14 protein-coding genes are annotated in these 19,690 nt (G+C 45.9%); 5 read left to right on the forward strand and 9 right to left on the reverse strand.

The genetic code is table 11. The features are described 5' to 3' along the window. Nucleotides 1–788 (forward strand): transposase (locus QUA44_RS28180; RefSeq protein WP_333310041.1); only part of this gene is annotated, 788 nt, incomplete at its 5' end. A gap of 5 nt (nt 789–793) precedes the next feature. Here QUA44_RS28180 and QUA44_RS28185 read toward each other — a convergent pair. The 7 genes from QUA44_RS28185 to QUA44_RS28215 all read right to left on the reverse strand — a co-directional run bounded on the left by QUA44_RS28185 (nt 794) and on the right by QUA44_RS28215 (nt 9,137). Continuing rightward, a complete protein-coding gene (locus QUA44_RS28185) occupies nt 794–1,921 on the reverse strand; it encodes a glycosyltransferase family 4 protein (RefSeq protein ID WP_333256384.1) in 1,128 nt (375 codons plus the stop codon). 726 nt (nt 1,922–2,647) lie between these two features. Then, nucleotides 2,648–3,856 (reverse strand): DegT/DnrJ/EryC1/StrS family aminotransferase, encoded by a 1,209-nt coding sequence (locus tag QUA44_RS28190; RefSeq protein WP_333256380.1) that lies wholly within the window; start codon nt 3,854–3,856, stop codon nt 2,648–2,650. Nucleotides 3,857–4,487: 631 nt separating this feature from the next. After that, complete coding sequence (locus tag QUA44_RS28195; protein WP_333256378.1) at nt 4,488–5,063, reverse strand: alpha/beta hydrolase; 576 nt, start codon at nt 5,061–5,063, stop codon at nt 4,488–4,490. Nucleotides 5,064–5,441: 378 nt separating this feature from the next. Continuing rightward, a complete protein-coding gene (locus tag QUA44_RS28200; protein ID WP_333256375.1) occupies nt 5,442–5,750 on the reverse strand; it encodes a DUF3493 domain-containing protein in 309 nt (102 codons plus the stop codon). Nucleotides 5,751–5,947: 197 nt separating this feature from the next. Continuing rightward, on the reverse strand, nt 5,948–7,180 hold the full coding sequence (locus tag QUA44_RS28205) for a DUF445 family protein (protein ID WP_333256373.1): 1,233 nt from the start codon (nt 7,178–7,180) through the stop codon (nt 5,948–5,950). Between the two features lie 89 nt (nt 7,181–7,269). Then, on the reverse strand, nt 7,270–7,971 hold the full coding sequence (gene ubiE / locus QUA44_RS28210) for a bifunctional demethylmenaquinone methyltransferase/2-methoxy-6-polyprenyl-1,4-benzoquinol methylase UbiE (RefSeq protein ID WP_333256371.1): 702 nt from the start codon (nt 7,969–7,971) through the stop codon (nt 7,270–7,272). A 221-nt stretch (nt 7,972–8,192) separates the two neighbouring features. Next, nucleotides 8,193–9,137: a response regulator gene (locus QUA44_RS28215; protein WP_333256368.1), complete on the reverse strand. Its 945-nt coding sequence runs from the start codon at nt 9,135–9,137 to the stop codon at nt 8,193–8,195. Between the two features lie 156 nt (nt 9,138–9,293). Here QUA44_RS28215 and QUA44_RS28220 point away from each other — a divergent pair, with 156 nt between their 5' ends. Continuing rightward, on the forward strand, nt 9,294–10,388 hold the full coding sequence (locus QUA44_RS28220; RefSeq protein WP_333256366.1) for a RuBisCO accumulation factor 1: 1,095 nt from the start codon (nt 9,294–9,296) through the stop codon (nt 10,386–10,388). A gap of 192 nt (nt 10,389–10,580) precedes the next feature. Here the strand turns inward: QUA44_RS28220 and QUA44_RS28225 are convergent, their stop codons facing one another. Then, nucleotides 10,581–11,582: a DUF4349 domain-containing protein gene (locus QUA44_RS28225; protein ID WP_333256363.1), complete on the reverse strand. Its 1,002-nt coding sequence runs from the start codon at nt 11,580–11,582 to the stop codon at nt 10,581–10,583. A gap of 166 nt (nt 11,583–11,748) precedes the next feature. On the opposite strand from QUA44_RS28225, the gene QUA44_RS28230 reads away from it, so the two are divergent. Then, the gene (locus tag QUA44_RS28230) at nt 11,749–14,205 is read left to right on the forward strand and encodes an ATP-dependent helicase (protein ID WP_333256360.1); all 2,457 of its coding nucleotides are present in this window, start codon (nt 11,749–11,751) and stop codon (nt 14,203–14,205) included. Between the two features lie 233 nt (nt 14,206–14,438). Here QUA44_RS28230 and QUA44_RS28235 read toward each other — a convergent pair whose 3' ends face one another. Beyond that, nucleotides 14,439–16,178, reverse strand: coding sequence for a pseudouridine synthase (locus QUA44_RS28235; protein ID WP_333256357.1), 1,740 nt, complete (start codon nt 16,176–16,178; stop codon nt 14,439–14,441). A gap of 245 nt (nt 16,179–16,423) precedes the next feature. Between QUA44_RS28235 and QUA44_RS28240 the strand changes: the two genes are divergently transcribed. Both QUA44_RS28240 and QUA44_RS28245 read left to right on the forward strand, forming a co-directional pair. Then, the gene (locus tag QUA44_RS28240; RefSeq protein ID WP_333256354.1) at nt 16,424–18,106 is read left to right on the forward strand and encodes a tetratricopeptide repeat protein; all 1,683 of its coding nucleotides are present in this window, start codon (nt 16,424–16,426) and stop codon (nt 18,104–18,106) included. A 1,066-nt stretch (nt 18,107–19,172) separates the two neighbouring features. Further along, nucleotides 19,173–19,484 carry an RNA recognition motif domain-containing protein gene (locus tag QUA44_RS28245; protein ID WP_332996623.1) on the forward strand — a complete coding sequence of 104 codons (312 nt, stop codon included), beginning with the start codon at nt 19,173–19,175 and terminating at the stop codon, nt 19,482–19,484. The last annotated feature ends 206 nt before the right edge of the window (nt 19,485–19,690 follow it).

A 19,690-nucleotide genomic window follows, 5' to 3' on the forward strand; every position in this document is an offset into this window, starting at 1 on the left:
GTGCTTTCTACTTGGAGATGTCTTACGAAGTAGAAGGTAAGCAACACGATTTAGATTACGATCAAGCACTATCAATTGATTTGGGAACCGCTGATAATTTAGCAGCTTGTATTGACACACTCGGTAACTCCTTCTTAATTGATGCTCGCGCCATGAAGGGGATGAATCAACTTTGGAATAAGAAAGTAGCGACTAGGAGAGAAGGAAAGCCCACGGGTTATTGGGACAGTTGGTTAGACCGCGTAACCCGCCAACGCAATCACCAAATGCGCGATGGTGTCAACAAGGCTGCAAAATTAATCGTTGACCATTGTTTAAAATACGGTATCGGTAATCTAGTAATTGGATGGAACCAAGGGTTTAAATCTAATGTTGACATGGGCAAATTGAACAATCAGAAGTTTGTTCAAATGCCCTTAGGGAAATTGAAAGATCGCTTAAAACAGCTTGGCAATTTGCACGGCATTAAGTTCACGGAAACAGAAGAAGCATATACTTCCAAAAGTAGCTTTCTCGATGCAGACTCCCTACCCAAGTATGGTGAAAAACCGCCTGGGTGGAAAGCATCTGGAAAGCGAATTAAACGTGGACTGTATCGTTCGGGTGATGGAACTGTAATCAACGCGGATCTGAATGGGGCTGCCAACATCTTAAGAAAAGTAGCCAGTAAGTTAGGTGTAAAACTTGACCGACTGTGTAGACGGTGTTTGACCACCGTAGCGAGAGTAAAACTTTGGGTGTTACCTAAAGCTGCTTTGTCCGCAGAATCTCAGTGGCTTCAGCCCTGAGAGTGTCAATTTGTGTTCATTTTCTGCAGAATCTGCTCTCCGCGCCTAGCAGCAACTTGTGGCCAAGTCAACTCCAAAGCTCGCTGGCGGGCGGCGGCTCCCATTTTAGCCCGCAAATCAGGAGAATTAGATAGTTGGCGAAGTCCTTCCACCCAGGCGTCAGTATCGTAGGGAGGAAGAATTATGCCGTCAATGCCATCACGCACAATACCGCCTCCTCCCATCGGCGAAGCAAGAATGGGCAAACCATGACCCATTGCCTCATAGATGACGAGTGGGCTACCTTCCTCAAGACTGGGAAAGGCAAAAAAGTCAGCTTCGCGATAGGCAGAACTGTAGTCGAAAGCATGATTAAATTGAACTACATCAGGACGTTTCAGCCAATGACTGCAAGTTTGAGCGATCGCAGGCTCCATCGAGCCAAAAATTGTCAGCGTTCCCTTAATCCCAGCTAGCTCCCAAGCCTTCAAAAGCAAATGAACTCCTTTGCGGACGCAGGCCCAACCCAGGAAAAGGACGTTAACTTCCTCTGAGGGCGGTTTGTGGGATTGATAATTGGGGAAACGCTTAGGCGACCAACCTTCAGTCGTTAAAAGCAGTTTCTCTTCAGGAACTCCGGCTTCTTGAAACGATTTTGCTACTACCGGACTAGGACAAAACAGAAAATCAATTACCTTGAGTTTTTCCTTTTCATCCTGAATACTTTCTGGGGTAATGCCGTGTTGAGGTTCCAATCCCAAGCGAGAGTAAGCATCGTCAAGGATTCTCTTAGCTTGGCTTTCACAACTATTAACTCCCTCCATAAAAATCGGCTTGCTGTGCTTGTTAACGCTCTTTACAGCATCAACTGAGATACCGGGCCACAAGTAGGCTACATCAAAATCTTTGATATCTTTGAGAAAACGCTTCTCTGCCGTGATTTTGGGAAGACTAGGGCTGAAGTAATATAGTCTTGTCAGAAATGACGGAATTGCTTCAACTACATTGGGACCGCGACACGAGCGATCGCAACTCGGGACAACCATGCGAGCCTTCAGCTCTGGGCCTTGCCATTCTTTGCACACTGAAAAAAATACGTCGCTGATTCCTCGGTTAGTGGAATGTATAGGGAATAAGGCAATCAATTTTAACATATAGCGGTTTTTGGGTTTCCGGAGGTATGTAATTAGATCAGAAAAGCTTGACAACACAGGGTTTCGGCGTACCTCATGTTGTTGAGAAAGGCTATAACACAATACGGTTGGGTTAACGCTCTAAGACGAATTTAATCTCACGAATTTACGGGAGATACAGGCATCTTTTAGAAGGTAGATTGTTCAGATCTGAACTGTATTGGGCTATAACATGAATCTTCAAAATTACTCAACGGCGTCAGGATAATTAAGTAGGTCAACCTAATTAAACGTAAAAAGCGATATCGCTGTTTTACTCTCCTGATTTCAAGGTGATAAGTCAGCCTTATTAATATTAAAACCATTGCTCCATAAGGCTTTCCTATCATTCTTTTGGACAAAGGTATCAGTAACCCCCATTTTTTACCAAAAGTCCAGGAGAGCCCGCTGTCTTATCCCCGACTTTTTTAAGTGCTGGGGGGATATGGGTATTCGGTTGTTTTATACCATTTTTTTAAAGATGTGATAGAGATAAAATACCGCCAGACATTGATAATTATGTCTTTGAGTTTTTACATAAGTCTTGCATAACTTTAAAAAAATGGTATTAGGTAGGTTTAGATACCAATTACCAATTACCAAGAAAGCTAATCATTTCGATGCAACCTGATTTTAGATTAGGAGTCAAGAATCAGGAGTAGGATGATTAACTCTGAAGGGTCGAAGCAATCATCCTATTTCAGGAATTTAGCCTGCTGTTGCCAGAATATAATTCTGAGTTTTGCCCAAAGCCAAACATTTTTTAACACCAGCAATTACATCTTCAACATCTGCATCTGTTAATTTTGCTGAAATCGGCAAGCTAACTGTATGCCGCCCGATGTACGCAGCATTAGGATAGTCTTCGGTCTGCCATCCAAACATTTGTTGATAGATAGGATGTTCCGGCATACTCATGTAATGTACGCCGACACCGATATTTTCAGCATTGATAGCGTTGAGAAACTCGTCGCGGCTGATTCCTGCTTTGGCTTCATCTACCAGAATCGTGTACAGGTGATAAGCATGAATTGTATCCGGTTCGGGGTTCGCGGGCAAAGTAATCGACAGATCCGCAAATGCTTCGTTGTAGCGCTGCCAAATCTGCTCCCGCCGCTGCCAATAAGGGGTGACTCGTTTCATTTGATGAATGCCGATCGCAGCTTGCAGATCCATCATATTGTATTTAAAGCCGACTTCCACCACTTCGTAGTGCTTGTAACCCGAGTCGCTGAAGCGCTTCCAAGCATCTTTGCTCATACCGTGCAGGGCTAAAATGTTGAGCCTGTCGGTATCTTCTTGACGCTTGACGAGAATCATTCCTCCTTCGCCCGTCGTGATGTTTTTGGTGACATAAAAGCTGAAACATCCGAAGTCGCCAAAGGTGCCTGCTTTCCGCCCCTTGTACTCTGTTTCGATCGCGTGAGCGCAGTCTTCAATCAACTTCAAATTGTGATGGCTAGCAATGGAACAAAGCGCATCCATATCGCAGGGACGACCGGCGAAGTGAACCGGCAAAATTGCTTTAGTTCTGGGAGTTATTTTAGCTTCGACTTGAGCCGGGTCAATATTCATTGTCACCGGGTCTACATCCGCCAGTATCGGTGTTGCTCCGGCGTGAATAATCGCATTAACTGTAGCGCAAAAAGTCATTGGAGTAGTAATGACTTCATCCCCTGGTTTCAAGCCAGCAGCGAGGACGCTCAAGTGCAGTCCCGCCGTACAGGAATTAACCGCAACCGCGTACTGGGAACCCTTGTAAGCATTGAATTCGTCTTGAAAAAGCCTGACTTTCGGGCCCGTACCCAACCAACCTGTTTTCATGGTTGCCACCACTTCTTGAATTTCAGCATCTTCGATCGCCGGAGCGCCGAAAACCAAGAAACGGTCTTTTGAACGAATAGGATTGTTGTTCATGTTGCTAGTATTAGCTAGTAAATAGATCCGAGCGAGTGAAAGTGTACTACCCTGACAAGTACGATTTTATTTGGATGTGAGGTGCTGTTAATTAATCCAGTCCCTCACCCTTTCCGTTTTTAACTTTTTTTAGTCAAAAGTTTTGGGGAATGCGTTGCGTAATGTTATCTGTTATAGCACGAGCTTACTAATGACTGGTCGTTTTTCTGCAAGTGCCTGACTCTGACAACGTTTCTCTATCTTAAAATACATAATCTGCAATGTCGAGCCGATCGTATTTCTGTTTATCGCGGCTACAGAAGCTCTTTCCCGCATTTTTTGCTCAAAAAACTTTCCTAAAAAAAAATATGGTTACTCCCCGTAAACTTTTTATCAACTGTCGAACATCTATCCCTGGATAGATTTGAGGGTAAATTCATACCATGTGAGATTCACTATTTTTTGATGTGAGATTTGGGACTGACTGATTCCCGTCGGGTTGGGAGCTTGTATACCGTTGCATTTTTTTAACTGGTGTTAAAATCAGGCAAATTTTGCAACAATAAAATGTGACTCTGCTGTAATTTATGCAGGTTCAGAAAAATTGTGCAATCGATCGATCGCCCAAATCAACCCCTGTTAACAAAATCCGCTACAATCTAGGCAGGCGAATCTTGTTCAAAATGTCTTGCAGCCTTTCTGAAACGCCGCCCAATTGTTCTGACAAAGCTACAAGTTTACCGTAAGCTTCAACTAAACGATCGCCCTCAACATTAACCTCTGGAGCCGGATAATTCTTCACCGCTTCCAGCAGCGTAATCTCGTTATCATTAGTTGCAGACAGCACCAATGCCTCGCGCAAAGCTTCTCGATTTGCATTCCCAGAAGGAGTGCGAATTACCTGACCCACTTCATCGAGAATTATTTTCCCAACACTACTGTTGAGCGTCTGATCCAAAAACCTTTGACTGACTTTTACCGGTCTCGTCAGATTTCTGCGAACCGCTTCCGGGTCTTTTTTTGCGTTTCCGAGCAGCATTTCTAAAGCGGGCGACATTTTCCCAGTTTCAGCAAAAATTTCTAATTCGCTGACTGGTAAAGTCATTCGGATCGCACTGTATTTGAGCACTACCTTTTCGGCAGCCGCCGCAGCACTGCTGTAAAATACAATTCCTGCGCCTGCTGCTAAAAATAACGTCCACCGCCCTTGGAAAAATGACTGGATCATAGTAAAATCTCCCAACATCTTTTCTAATTCGACTGTGACACATCTACCAATCTTCCGCTCCTAGCAAAATGCCAAACGCCCACTCTTCTATCGGTGAAGGCTGGCGCTGGGCTTAAATTTGTTTTATATATTGAGGGTCTTTTTCATTCAGTTGACAGTTGACAGTTGACAGTTGACAGCACTTGACAAAAGAAGTCCGAGGATTGGAGTAATGAATAGTCTGATTTTAATTTCTCCCGATCTGGGTTCCGGCTTTAAACCAATTCTTTCTGATAATGACAGGGATCGATCGCTTTCCCAGGGTTTCGTAATGATTTCTTGATATTTTTAACTTTTCCTTGCCTCAGATATCTTTTTGTATTGATATGTAAAATTTTGTTACTTCGACTTCGGGGCTCGGCCGTCGGCGCGCTGCTCAAGGCGAAACAGGAACACCATCAGGGCCACCACTCCGACTTGGAGGGCAAAATTAGGCAAAGCAGAGCCAATTTCCCGGCCAGAGGCAATTTTAGCGAGGAAAACCACGCCGCCGATCAAGCCCGAAGCGCCACAAGCTACGTAAACAAACTGTCGCAGAGGCCGGTAGGGAGTGGCAATTTCTGCGGTTAAACGCTCGTATTGTTGGCGGCTGAGGTTGCGCGGGTTTTTTGGGATGTTTGTGCGATCGTCCGAATTTGGGGCTGGCATAGATTTAGAAAATAAGTAAATTAGGATTGGGCAAAAAATAACCGATCGAGCAACCGCAGATGAAAGGCAGATAAACACAGATAAACGCAGATAATTTCAAGAGAGCTTGCGTATGAATGCAATGCAAGTCTACTGTGCGTGCAAATTCTGCGATCGATATCATACTACAACAAATATTTCACAACTGCGGAGATAAATCATCGCTGCAGCAAAAGTATGACAGTCTGCAAACAGCCGACAAAAACACCCAAAATGCCTCCTAAATTTACAATTCCCTGCAACTCGCTTTTGACAATTCCCTGAATTGCTAGCTCTAATTCTTCGGGAGAAGTGCCTTTTACTCGATCGACAATCACCTGGTCGATATTCAAAATTGGGATAGCCTGAGCTACAATATTTTCTAAATCCCGCTCTAAATAACGATCTAAAACCAAAGCTAGTTCTTTGCTGACAATTTCCAGGGAAGCGCTCATTACCGCTGAAGTTTGCAATCGATTGAGAATCAACCGCGAAATATTTTCCCAGTCAATAGATTTACTCAGCCCCTCAAGTACCTCTGTACCCCGCTGTTGGACATAGCTACGAACACTGTCGCGCATAGTTTTTCGCAACTGTCTCACAGTCGAAACCGGTAAGTTTTGCATTGACAAGTTTTGCAGCCATTCCTGAAGTCGCCCGCGAATTCCCAAAGAAACTGTTAACTCTGCTAACCGCTTATTTGTTGCTTCTCTGTCATCCAAACAAAAAGTCCGCAGCCGAGTTAAAGTGTTCCGCAAACCAAACAAATTGGCGACAACCCAATAAGTGCCGCTGGTTTTTTCTCGAAACCCTTCATCGATAATCGAAATATTGCGATCGGTCAAAAAGTCAATTAAAGCCTGCCGCAGCACTTCCGGGGGTATTACTACCTGCAACAACCACTCAGCAAGCTGAGCCGCCTGAGCTTCCGTTAGCTGAATTTCCAGCAAAACTTGGTCAAAAATTTGATTTAGCTGAGCTTCTAAAAAATCTTCCCGGCGCGCCAAAACTTTGAGAATTCGCGGCACAGATTCTCCCAGCAAATCTCGCAGAATGTTAGCTAGAATTTTAGCTGTTTTTTGTTCTGCGTCTGCTTTTACCTGATCCAGCGCCAACTGCAACAGCCAGAGAATTACCTCCTGCATCCGCTCGGTTTGCAGGAGGCGGCGCGCTAAGTTTTGCAGTTCCTGTGGCGTCAGCAGCGAACCCATAATTGTGTCGGAAATTCGCTTTGCTAAACGCTCTTGGTTGCGTGGGATCAAGCCTGGAGTGAAAGGCAACTTCCGCCCTTTGATGTAAATAGCTCGATAGGGGCGGAACAGCATTTTGATAGCTATATCGTTAGTGAAATAGCCAATAATTCCTCCCACTACAGGTGGGGCAAACAACAGCCAAATGTCAGACGGATTCATCAATAATTGGGAATTGGGAATTGGGAATTGGGAATTGTTGACTGTTAACTGTTAACTGTTGACAACAGTCAACTGACAACTGACAACAGTCAACTGACTAATACCAATACTCCCATCATAGCTCCGGCAATCGGGTAGTGGGTGGCGGTGGCAAATCCGGCTTCGCGGGCGATCGCGACTTGCTGCTTGCCGATCGGGAATTTTTCTAAACTAGGATTAATGTAAGCATATTCTTGAGTCATGCCAAATTGCTGAGCAATCGGCACTACGAGAGTGTCTAGATAAAACTGCTGAAAGCTCCGCATTAGGGAATTGCTGGGGCGGTGGAGGTCGAGAATAGCTGCTTTGGCACCGGGTTTGAGCACGCGGTGCAATTCCTGAAGACTGCGGGGGATGTCTGTCACGTTACGTAGGCCGTAACCCATTGTGGCGCAGTCGAAGTAATTGTCGGCAAAAGGCAAGTCTAGGGCGTCAGCTTCTACCCAGGAAATGGGACTGGCAGGGGTAAGAAAAGGTCGATCGCGCAAAGCCGCCACGGCCAATTGTTCGGCGGAAAAATCTACTCCAAATACGCAACCGGTAGGCCCTGCTTGTTTTGCCAGCAGCAAAGCTAGATCCCCGCTACCGCAGCACAAGTCTAAACAAGTATTTCCCGGGCCTGCACTGCTCCATTTCACCGCCATTTGCTTCCAAATCCGGTGTTGCCCAAAGCTCAACCAGTCGTTCAATTGATTGTAAACTGGTGCAATTCGATTAAATATAGTTTTAATTTGTTCGGCGTTATTAGTCATTGATCATTTGTCATTGGTGATTGATAATTTGTAATTGGTCAGCCGGAAAAAATAATTAATCCGTCTATTCATGTCATGCTGTCGCCAGTCATTAAGGCTTTTTTATTTGTTAGCGAGCGGTGAGCTTTTGTCGAGAATCATTGGTTGGCTATCATTTTAAACTCAAGACTTAGAGCCGACTGATGACTAAGGACTAATGACTGATGACTCATGACTGATGACTAATGACCCTGAAAACTCGTCAATACCAAAGCAACTTCTTGAGCGGCGAGGTGAACTGTTGTGAGTTCGTCGGGGCGCAGGGAACAAGGTTGCTTCCACTGAATGGAAATCAGGGCTATCGATCGACCTTTGTGAATCACCGGGATGGTCAGGTGAGCTTGAATGCCGGATTTCTGATAGTGCGGGAGGCTCGCTAGGGCTGTGTCGTTCGCAATATTCACAGCACCCTGAATAGTTTGAGAGGCGATTGCTTCTCGAACCAGAGGATCATCTGCCAGCCAATTTTCCACAGTTGAACCTGTGGTGTGACTGCCTTGGATTGGCATTAAAACATTTCCTTCCACCAGTTGTAAAATGCAATAGTCCGCCAAAAAGTTATCACTTATAGCAGTAGCAATTGGGTCTAAACTTGCTTCCAAACTCGGATAATCCACAGCCGTTTGCATGATTGTTGCTAACAGTTGTATTTGATTTTGGGCGCGATCCAATTCCTCAGTCCGCTGCTTAAGAATTTCATAAGTCTCGGCAGCCTTTTGCACCACCATTTTCAATTCGTTCGGGTCCCAAGGCTTAGTGATATACTTGTAAACCTGTCCTGAGTTAATCGCATCCACCAAGTCTTCAATGTCCGTAAAACCAGTCAAGATAATTCTGACAGTATTCGGAAACTGGGGCACGGTTTTGCTCAAAAACTCCGTTCCCTTCATTTCGGGCATCCGCTGGTCGGAAATGATGACGGCGACCTCGCCTTCGATGCCGAGGACTTCCAAGGCGCGAATTCCGCTCTCAGCTTTGAGCACGTTAAAATCTCGTCGGAAAGTGCGGTAGAGTAAATCCAGATTGTCTGGTTCGTCGTCTACTACCAGCATTTTGGGTTTTTTTGGTCGGTGTAGGGTCATGAGCTGGCGTTTAATTTGATCAAGCTCTGAAATGGCATTATCCATAACAATACGATAAACTCCCCTTTGTAAATTTAGGCGAGCAACTATTCTGTAACAATAGTCTCATAACTCACTTACTATTAATCTATCGCTCTGCCGCGACACGAGCCTTGCCGGTATCCAATCACACATAACTTAGCGCTAGTTTTTGATTCAATTATGACTGATAAACCGCAAGATTCATCCCCTCCTGCATCTGCATCCTCCACCAATGCTGTGGATGCCGAAAAGTTAATTCGATCGCTCCGCCGAAAAGAAGGCACTTGGGTAGAGTGGGGACAGGCCTGCACTACACTGCTAAAAGCTGGCTACAACTCTCAAAGGATTTTTGAAGAAACTGGTTTTGAGCCAATTCAGCAAAATCAAGTAAGCGTCGCAGCCCAAGTTTACACCAGCATGGTAAATGCTGGGGCTTCAGAGGAAGTTCGATCGCACTTTTTGGGCAAAGGTAGTGATATCTTATACGAGTTTCGGATTCTCTCTCAAGTAGAGCGGGCCGGGGCGGCGGCTTTGATGCTAACCCACAACTTGGATGTTGACGATGCTCGCGAAGTTGCTAAAGCGATCAAGGAGTTTTCGCACTTCGGGAGTCTCCCCCAAGGGTTCACAGACACTCCCGGCGATGCTATGGCTTACCAATGCTGGCAATTAGCAAGACAGAAAAGCGATTTGCAAGAGCGATCGCGCTTAATTGCTCGCGGTTTAAAATTAGCTAGCAGCCAAACCGCTAGGGCGCAAATCGAGCAGTTGCTCGTTGATTTTACCGTAGTTTCGAGAAAGGAAGCGCCCCGCTTGCCCGTCTACCGGCTGGATACCGAAGAACAATTGCCGCGCGTTGTCCCGGTTGTGGGCAAATTGCCGCTTTCTACGACAGATTTGCTGGCAGTGCCTTTGCCGGAGGAAATCGAGCCGTTCCGAATGGTAAAATTTTCTGGAGCCGGAGCTTGGGTGGCGATTCCCGGATGGCAGGTAATTTTGAACGCTGAAGATCCAGTGGCTGTTTTGGAAATGAGCGATCGATTGCCGGTACCGCTGCAAGGCAAAGTTGAAGAAGTTTTGATTATTGCCGATCGAGCCAAAAGACAGTGGGATGCTGAGAGTTATTTCCTCGCAGATAACGCTGGCAATTTAGAATTATACTGGTTTGAACAATCCCCAGATATTCCTCTTTTGGGGCGAGTTGTTCTGGTGATGCGTCCGAAAAAGATTGTGGATGAAGACTATACCAAAGATGGATGGCAAATTGATGATTAGTCAGTTGGCAGTTGACTGTTGACTGTTGACTGTTGACTGTTGTTACTTGTCAGTTGTTACTTGTCAGTTGTTGTTGGTTTTAAGAACGGGTTCTCCGGCCGTTCCACAATACATAAATTTTACGTGGGTGGAATGACTAATGACTAATGACTAATGACTAATGACTAATGACTAATGACTAATGACTACTGACTACTGAGGCGGTTTCGGTTCTTGAATTGTCGGAACAGAAGGCTGTTTCTTAAATCGATTAAAGCCGTAAACCGCAGCCCCAATTAACAGCAAATAAGGACTGTAAGCCAACATCCAAATACCCAAAGCAAACAAACCTAAAGTCAATTCGCCCATAGAATGAGTCGCTTTCCCCCAAGTTTCCTGTACCCGCAAACCTAGAGAAGGTTCGGGAGTTTGTTGAGCCGATACTGCTGCTTCTAGAGTTAAGCTAATAGTCGAATAGGCTACTTGATTTCGCAAACTTTTTAACTGAGCGTCAATGCGTTCGATCGACTCCCGAATATTGCTCAACTCTTGAGCAGCTTTGAGCACGTCGCCGACAGAACCCGATCGCTCCATAATTTTTAACACCATTTCCTCCGATTTGCGAAGGTTCCGCAGCCTAGCCTCGCTGTCAACTAATTGATCCGTAACATCCTCAGCCGTCAGAGAACGGTTCTCTACATTTCCCAGTTTTGCCAAAGCCTGTAAAGTAGTTTCTAACCGTTCTTGAGGCACGCGAATCTCAACAGACGCCGTTTGGCGGACACTGGAATCCGGCGGCTTTTGATTTTGGAAACCCAAGATATCGCCTTGCTGTTTTTCGACAATGTTGGTAACAGATTTAGTGCTAGCGTCAATAGATTGGACAACTACACTGAGTTGGGCTTTTTTAATCAGTTGGGGACGGGTTGCTGGAGTTTCTGCTGCTTTTTTTGATGCACCAGGAGTTTTTGCCCTTTGGGCTGCTGACTCGGGTGCGGGTGGGGGTGGTGGAGCCGATGCGGCCACTTGGTTTTCACGGCTGCTGCTGCGTGAAGCGAAGCTGTCAGCGCTCGGTGGTTGAGATCCGCAACTGGGTAAAGCAATAGCGGAGGATAAAGTTACTAATGCCACAATAGCAAAGCGAGTTGTGCTGCTGTTAGCTGGGTTTGGGTTTGGCTTGTGTGGCGGGGAATTGGTTTTGAGGTGAGTTTTCATTTGGATGATTCCTATAAAAAAGGCTTGGGTATTGAATTTTATGCTGGTTTTAATTTAAGCTCGAATAGATAGCGTTAGTTTAGCCGATACCGAAATGGAAACGGTAGAGGTTGCAGATTTTTTTATTTTTAACCGCAGATGAACGCAGATAAACGCGGATGCAATAATGACTGATGAATTTGATTCTGATTTTAGCCGATCGACAACCGAGATCGATCACCCTGGCAACATTTCCTCTGGGTTAGACTCTGCCGTCGTTTTGCGAGAACAAGCTTGCCTTAAAATTCGCGAAAGCTTGCGTGCGGGGCAGCAGGACATGGCGGATTGGACAGGCGGCCCCCTTGCCGTTTCCGCCGTTCCAGGGGCCGGGAAGTCTACGGGAATGGCTGCTGCGTCGGCAATTGCGATCGCCCGCAACCAGCTTCACAACCGCCGCCAGTTAATTGTCGTGACATTTACGCGATCGGCTGCTGCTAATATTAAAGCTAAAATTCGGGAAAGACTACAGCAATTGTCTTTATATCAAGGCGGTTTTGCCGTACACACTTTGCACGGTTTAGCTTTGAATATTGCGATGCGCCATCCTGATTTGTCAGGTTTAAATTTAGAAAATTCAACCTTAGTTACTCCCACTCAAAGTCACCGACTAATTCGCACCTGTGTAGAAATGTGGATTGCGGAAAATCCCCGCCGATATCAAGTTTTGCTGGAAGGACAGCAATTCGACGGAGAGGAAACGGAGAGGCTGCGGCGACAATCAGTTTTGCGGACGGAAATTTTGCCGCAGGTAGCTAAAACTGTGATTCACGAGGCGAAATCTTCGGGTTTATTTCCCGAACAGTTGTTAGAAATGAGCGCTTTTGATACTGGGGACGGTTATGAGATTTTAGCCGTAGCTGGGGGTTTATATCAAAAATATCAGGCTTTGTTGAGGAGTCGGGAATTCATCGATTACGACGAGATGATTTTAGCAGCTTTGCGGGTGTTGGAAAATCCGAGGGCGAGGGCGATCGAGCAAAAGCAAGTATTTGCCGTTTTTGAGGACGAAGCCCAAGATTCGACACCTTTGCAGACTAAGCTTTTAAAAATATTAGCTAGCGAAACCGACAGTCCTAACTCACTTGAAAATTTTATCAGAGTTGGCGACCCAAATCAAGCGATTAATTCTACTTTTACTCCCGCAGATCCGATTTATTTTAACCAATTTTGCGATGAGTGCGAAGTGGAGAATAAGTTAGCGACAATGGACGGTGCAGGCCGCAGTACCCAAGTAATTATCGATGCGGCTAACTTTATGCTGCAATGGGTAAATGGTTCGGAATTAGCGAAAAATGAAAAGCCTTTTCGCGACCAAACTATTAAGCCAGTACCGAGCAATGACCCGCAGCAGAATGCAAATCCGGCTCCGATTGGTCGAGGTTTAGAATTGCATACTCCCCGCGATATTTACCATACAGTTGAGTTAATTGGCAAGCGGGTAATTGAGTTAGTAGAGGAATTTTTACCCGCCGATTTTGAATTTGGCAGGGATGGCAAAGATATCGATTCAAGGGGAGAAGCTAGCGAGGGGGAAAATAGTGCCAAATTGCCGTTAGAAAATCTGAAATCGATGGCTATTTTGGTGCGGGAAAACAAACAAGGTAAATTTATCAAAGAAGTGCTGGAAAATCCTCAAAAACACGGATTAAGCTTTGATTTGCGGAAATACGGGATTAAAATTGAGGATGTGGGAGAACGCGACAGACATTCTCAAGTACCTTGGGAAATCTTAACACTGCTGCAATTCCTCGATCGCCCGCACTCTCCAGACTACCTGAAAGCAGCATTAAAGATTTTGAGCGATCGACAACTGATTCCCAAACAAGACTACAATGCTTTTGCGACTAGCCCCGAACAATTTCTTTACCCAGGCCCGCTAGACCCCCAGCAGGCAGATCCGGTTCGCAAATGTCGCTATTTTTGCTGCGGTTTGCTGCAAGCTAGCTTAGAACTGCCACCCTACCAAATCATTTCCTTCTTAGCCTTAGCGCTGCAATACGACCAAACAGAATTAGCCACCGCCGACAAATTAGCAGAACGAGTAGCAATCCAAACAGCCGGCAACAATTCAATGCGTAATATTTTGGACGTACTGAGCGAAATTGTCAGTTCCGAAAGATTTGAACCTGTGGATGCAGACGACAAAATAGAAGAACGCTATACAAGCAAAGGTCAACTAACAATTATTACCATGCACAAAGCTAAAGGATTGGATTGGGATTGCGTATTTTTGCCGTTTCTGCACGAACAAACCATCCCCGGAAATTTGCGAGTTTTGCCGCAAGCCCGATTTTTAGGAGATTTCACTTTAGCAGAGGTAGCGAGAGCACAAATTCGAGCAAGTTTGCACGAAAAATATCCTTTACCAAATCTAGGCGAAGCCTGGGAACAAGCAGGTTATTTGAAAACAGCAGAAGAGTTTCGACTGCTGTATGTGGCGATGACGCGAGCAAAAAGCTTGCTTTGGATGGCGGCGGAGAAGAAAGGGCCTTTTACTTGGAACAAACCGGAGAATTTGCAGGAGCAAAAACCTTGTCCGGTAATGCCTGTTTTGAAGCAGAGATTTCCGAGTAATGCGATATAAAATAAATAAAAAGTTTACGACTTCTGCAAGGATTGCTATATGAATTTCATATATTTCTCGAAATTCTTTCTTCATCTAATACGCAACTCTCAAGCATTCTGATTGTTTTAATGTGGCTGCTAACCTGTAAATTTGCTCATAATTCAGGTTGCTTTGTATTACTCAAAAATAAATATTTGCTGCCTCTCTATGTAATTCCTACTGCTAGACTATCTCTCGTTGCCGCCCTTAGCTCAAAATGGTGTTTCTGCCTTTAGGTATAGCCTTTCTCCTAAGTGCGGATGCTCAAATGAAAGTTCCCGCGCGTGCAAGTGTAGCCGGTTCGCAGCAGCCCGACATCCGTAAAGCCGATCGCCCAAAATCGGTATCCCCAACCCTCGAACATCCGCTGCATGAACCCTCAATTGATGCGTGCGTCCCGTTAGCGGCAAAAACTCGACGCGATCGCAATTTCCCTCTTTCACCATTACCTGAAAGCGAGTAACACTGGGTTTTCCGCACTCCCAATTGACTTGCTGGTAAGGGCGATTTGCGGGATCGCCCCAAAGTGGGAGATCGATCGTCCCCGCCTCAATTTTTACAGTACCCGAAAGCACCGCTTCATAAACTTTGTGAACCTGCTTTTTTGCAAATTGCTGTCTGAGTTGACTGCTAGTTTCGTTGTCCCGCGCCAATAGCAAAATACCCGATGTTTCCCAATCTAAACGATGCACCGCATTCAAATCCAAACTATCCGGTAACAAGTTACGCAAACGACTGAAAACACTATCTTGATTTTCCAGATAACGACCGGGAACTGACAGCAAGCCCGAAGGTTTATTGACCGCAATCAACCATTTGTCTTCATAGATAATCGGTAGCATTTGGGTAACGGGCAAGATGCCCGTTCCACAAGAAAAATTATTCCTTGTGCGGGGGGCTTCTAGCCCGCCCGTCAAACCCTTATCCATATTAGAAACAGTCGGATTTTGAGCCAATCCTGACAGTAAAAAACCCATCAACGGCTGACACCGATCGCCACAAGCGCCATAAAATTCTCCCTGCATCTTATCCCCCGATGGCGGCCCCCACCAAAACTCGGCCATTGCCAGCGGTTTCAGATTGTGTACTGCCGCGTAGTGGAGCAATTTTGGCGCGCAGCAGTCGCCGGTGCCAGTGGGAATAGAATTAGCGGGCATCAATGAGGAGATCGATCGCGATTTTCCCAAAAAATTGACTAGAGTGTAAGCCGCGTGCATTTGCACCTGAAGTTCGCGGGAAAGTTCTTTTCGTCGCTGTTTCAGCGCCCGCATCTGCCCATCAGCAGCTTCAATTAATTGTTTTAGCGGCTGCAATGTTTCATCCCGCTGTCGTTTCAATTGTCTGCGTTCAATTTTCTCCAAACGACTTTCTTGATTCAGTTGTTCCAGGGCAATTTCTAGTGTTTCTGCTGCGAGAGTTTGACACACTAACTGACGTTTTTCGTCTCGCTGCTGCTTGCAATTGCGGTGGCGATCGCTCAAAACTTGCAATTGCAATTCAAACTCCCGAAATAAGGCTTCATACTCTTGTCGCTGCGGCAGTTGCTTCAGTGCAATAAGTTCCTGTTTCATCTCCTCCAATTGAGTTAACGTGCGGGCTTCATCGAAAGCAACTCGATCTCGTCCCGGAATCGGCGGCACCCAGCCTTCAACAATGCTGCAACCATTCAGCAGCCCGGAAAATGCTTTGAGTATCCCCTGTTCCCCCGAAGCCATCTCCACCAGCAATATGCCGTACATCTTGCCCTCGCGATCGTAGAAATCGTCAGCCGTCAGGTACTGCATCAAACCCCGCGCGAGATCCTCGGACATTCGAGTACGTGGCAGTCTCAGCAGCTCGCCACTCTCAGGACAAAGGCCTTCGTACCAATAATTCGGGCGCGAGTCGATCGACCCCGAATCACAATTGGTAAAGCAGTCCGTGAAATCTAAAAGCCTGTGTACAATTAGCATATTAAATTTGGTTTGAAACCTGAATTAGGAAATATTTGTTTGTGTCAAGACCGTATTTTATAGCGGTATACGCAAAATGGAAGCGGTGCATAATTTTATACATTGCAGTTAAGTAAACATAATTTGTGGCAGGAGGCCTGATATGCTAAATTTGTTTCAAAACAGCAGCGAGATTAAGAAAAGCATAAGTTAATATATAAGACCGCAAGCTTGTTATCCCACTAAATTTTTTATGTGCAAGGCGTATGCCAGACCTCTCGACTTCGGCTCCTGAAAACTCCTCAAACCCCCAACCATCACTGCTGCCGCCGATTTTAAGAATTTTTGCAGCATTTCCAGATTACGATCGGGGCAATAGATTGTACGCATCGGGAAGGTACGAAGCGGCAGTCCTTTGCTACGGAAAAGCGGTTCAAATTAAGCCGGACTGGGCCAGGGCGTGGCTGAATCTGGGCAAAGCTTACAAGCAACTGCATTCCTACGCAGAAACCGTAGCCTGCGCCGATCGAGCTACAGCAATTAATCCCGAAGAATACTGGGCTTGGATGCTGCGCGGGACAGGGCTGTTAAGTTTGCAAAATCACTCAGAAGCGATCGTGGCTTTCGACACCGCAATTCAAGTCAATTCAGAAAAGCACGAAGCTTGGTATCAGCGAGGCCGAGTTTTAGAGGAATTGCAGCAGTGGGATGCAGCAGCAAGCTGTTACAAAAGAGCAACCCAACTTCATCCAAATTTGCCCGCCATGTGGTACAGGCAAGGCAACGTGTTGGTTCAAGCGGAGCGCTACCCTGAAGCCGTGGCGGCTTTCGAGCGCGCGCTGAAACTCGTCCCGACTAATTGGGAAGCTTGGCTGAACCGAGGTTTGGCTTTGATGAAAGCCGAACGCTACGCTGAAGCTGTCACTTCTTACGATCGCGCCATTCAACTGCAACCACAAAATAGTCTGGCTTGGTTCAATCGGGGCATTGCTTCAGCAAAATTGCACAAATATGCAGAAGCGGTGACAGCATACGATCGCGTACTGCAAATGCAGCCCAACGACTGCGAAGCTTGGTTTTATAAAGGAATGGCCCTCAAACACCACTGGGCGGATGCGGCAATTGCTTGTTTCGATCGGGCAATTCAAATTAATTCTTTTTATCCCGAAGCATGGATCGGGCGCGGTCAAACACTGTCAGAATCGAGAGATTTTGAAGGGGCGATCGCTGCTTTTGACCAAGCCATTCAAATTAATCCGAATTTTCCCGAAGCTTGGCTGGGTAGAGGCATCGCCCTAGCCGAATTGGAACGCTACAAAGAGGCAATTATCGCTTACAGCAATGCCCTACAAATTGAAGGTAATTTTCTAGAAGCTTGGAACTTGCGAGGCGAAGCTCTGGAAAAATTACAGCAATACGAAGAAGCGATCGCCTGTTTTGATAAAGTAATCTCTCTGACTTCGGAAGCAGAAATTACATCAAAAGTAGGGTTGCAGCAAGGCGCAGCGCTGGAAAAATTGCAGCGTTACGAAGAAGCCGTCGCAGCTTACAACCGCGTACTAAAAATCGTGCCAGACAATTTTGAAGCTTGGTTGAAACGCGGCAACGCTTTGTCAAAATTGCAGCAGTACGAACAAGCTCTAGCATCATACGATCGAGCAATTACTGTCTGGCCGGACAACTATCAAGGCTGGGTACAGCGAGGTTTGATCCTAGGGGAAATGCAGAATTATTCCCAAGCACTCGTCGCTTTTGACCAAGTGATTCAACTCAAGCCAGACAACTGGGAAGCTTGGGCGCAGCGGGGCGACGTTTTGCAAAAATTGCAGCGAACTCAAGATGCTATTAGCTCTTACGGAGTCGCCCTCGAAATCAAACCCGATTACTACGAAGCTCTAGTCAGTCGAGAAGAATTGAGACTCAAGGGCGCGATGTCAGGAAAGTGGTAATGAGAGCATCCCAATCATAGCTTTCAAAGTAGTGATCGCTGTGAGATCACGAAGCGAGATCTATCTTACCAGAAAGAATTGGTTTAAAGCCCCAAGCCTTGTAGGGAGAAATTAAAAGAAGACTATTCATTACTCCAATCCTCTTCCTTCCAGGTAGAGCTCGCTATCTTGCGGTCAACTGTCAACCCTTCGACTTCGCTCAGGGCAAGCTGTCAACTGTCAACTGAATCGCTAGGGGGAAACTCGCTGTGAGATATAAGCTGTGCTGTGATCTCACAGCGAACACTCATAAAACTTTCCCTCTTTCTCTTCCTCTGCGTTCTCTGCGCCCTCTGCGGTGCACAAAAAAATCTAATTCACAAATTAAATAGTATTGCTATATCCGATGAAATTAAATCCACGAAGTCATAATATCCTGTCCGGTAAAATAAGGAATGAGAATTAAATAACTTACAATGCGTGATAGTTGTGGGATGGGCGGGACACCCGTCCAGAAACGGCGGGCGGGACACCCGTCCAGAAACGGCGGGCGGGACACCCCACTTTCCTTGTGTAAATTATTTAATTCGCGATCCTAAGCCTGAGCAGGTTTGTAGGGAGGTTTTTCGAGAGTAAATAATATGAATGGTCGGTAAACATTAACTAATCAGAAGATGAATCTGTGACTAAAAACATTGATATCTGGTGGAACTGGCAGGGTGCCTGCCAGTTCCATAAAAATGCCTGATGTCAGTTATAACTGAATCTCAGGCACTGTTCTCAATCAGACCCAATCAACCCGGTAACAGCGACGAAAAATCTCAGATCTCAGGTCGATCGCGCAGCAAGAAACCAAGCGGATGACGCCAAGAGTGTAAGATGTCAGTTATCACGAATATTTTCTGTTGCCGATTGCCCGCTCGGCACCCATAATTGAAAATTATGATAGCCAATTATTGCTGATTCTGCTGGCTTCATGTTATAGTGATTTTTCAAGAATTAAATTCGGTGGCGTAGTTTGTTGGTGTTTATTTACAAGCGTCTCTCCGAATCTAACTCTCTGCACCTTAAGGATTCTGGAGATTTTATGTCGATTTACGTGGGTAATCTTTCTTATGAGGTATCGTCAGATGACCTCAGCCAAGTATTTGCCGAGTACGGTACTGTAAGCCGCGTCCAAGTGCCAATGGATCGGGAAACAGGGAAGATGCGGGGTTTTGCTTTTGTGGAAATGGCAAGCGAGGCAGAAGAAGCAGCAGCCATCGCAGCTCTAGACGGTGCTGAATGGATGGGCCGCGACTTGAAAGTCAACAAAGCCAAACCTCGCGAAGACAACAAACGCTCGTCGGGCGGTGGCGGTGGCTGGGGCGACAAAGATCGCTCTTCACGACGCTACTAAGCTTTGACACTGAAAATTTGAGTTTTGGTAGTTGACGGCAGGTGCGAATGCTGCTTTTTTTTCGGGTTGTTTGATCGACCCATCAAATAAAACTCCCAAACCTCTAAATCAGTTTTGCCCCCTCCAAGGAGCTACCGTGTACACACAAGTCCAGCTAGAGCGGTTTTCCAACCAATGAAGATAGCTTCAAACTGTTGAAGACCATG

It is taken from the genome of Microcoleus sp. N9_A2, from assembly GCF_036701775.1.
Lineage (GTDB): Bacteria > Cyanobacteriota > Cyanobacteriia > Cyanobacteriales > Microcoleaceae > Microcoleus.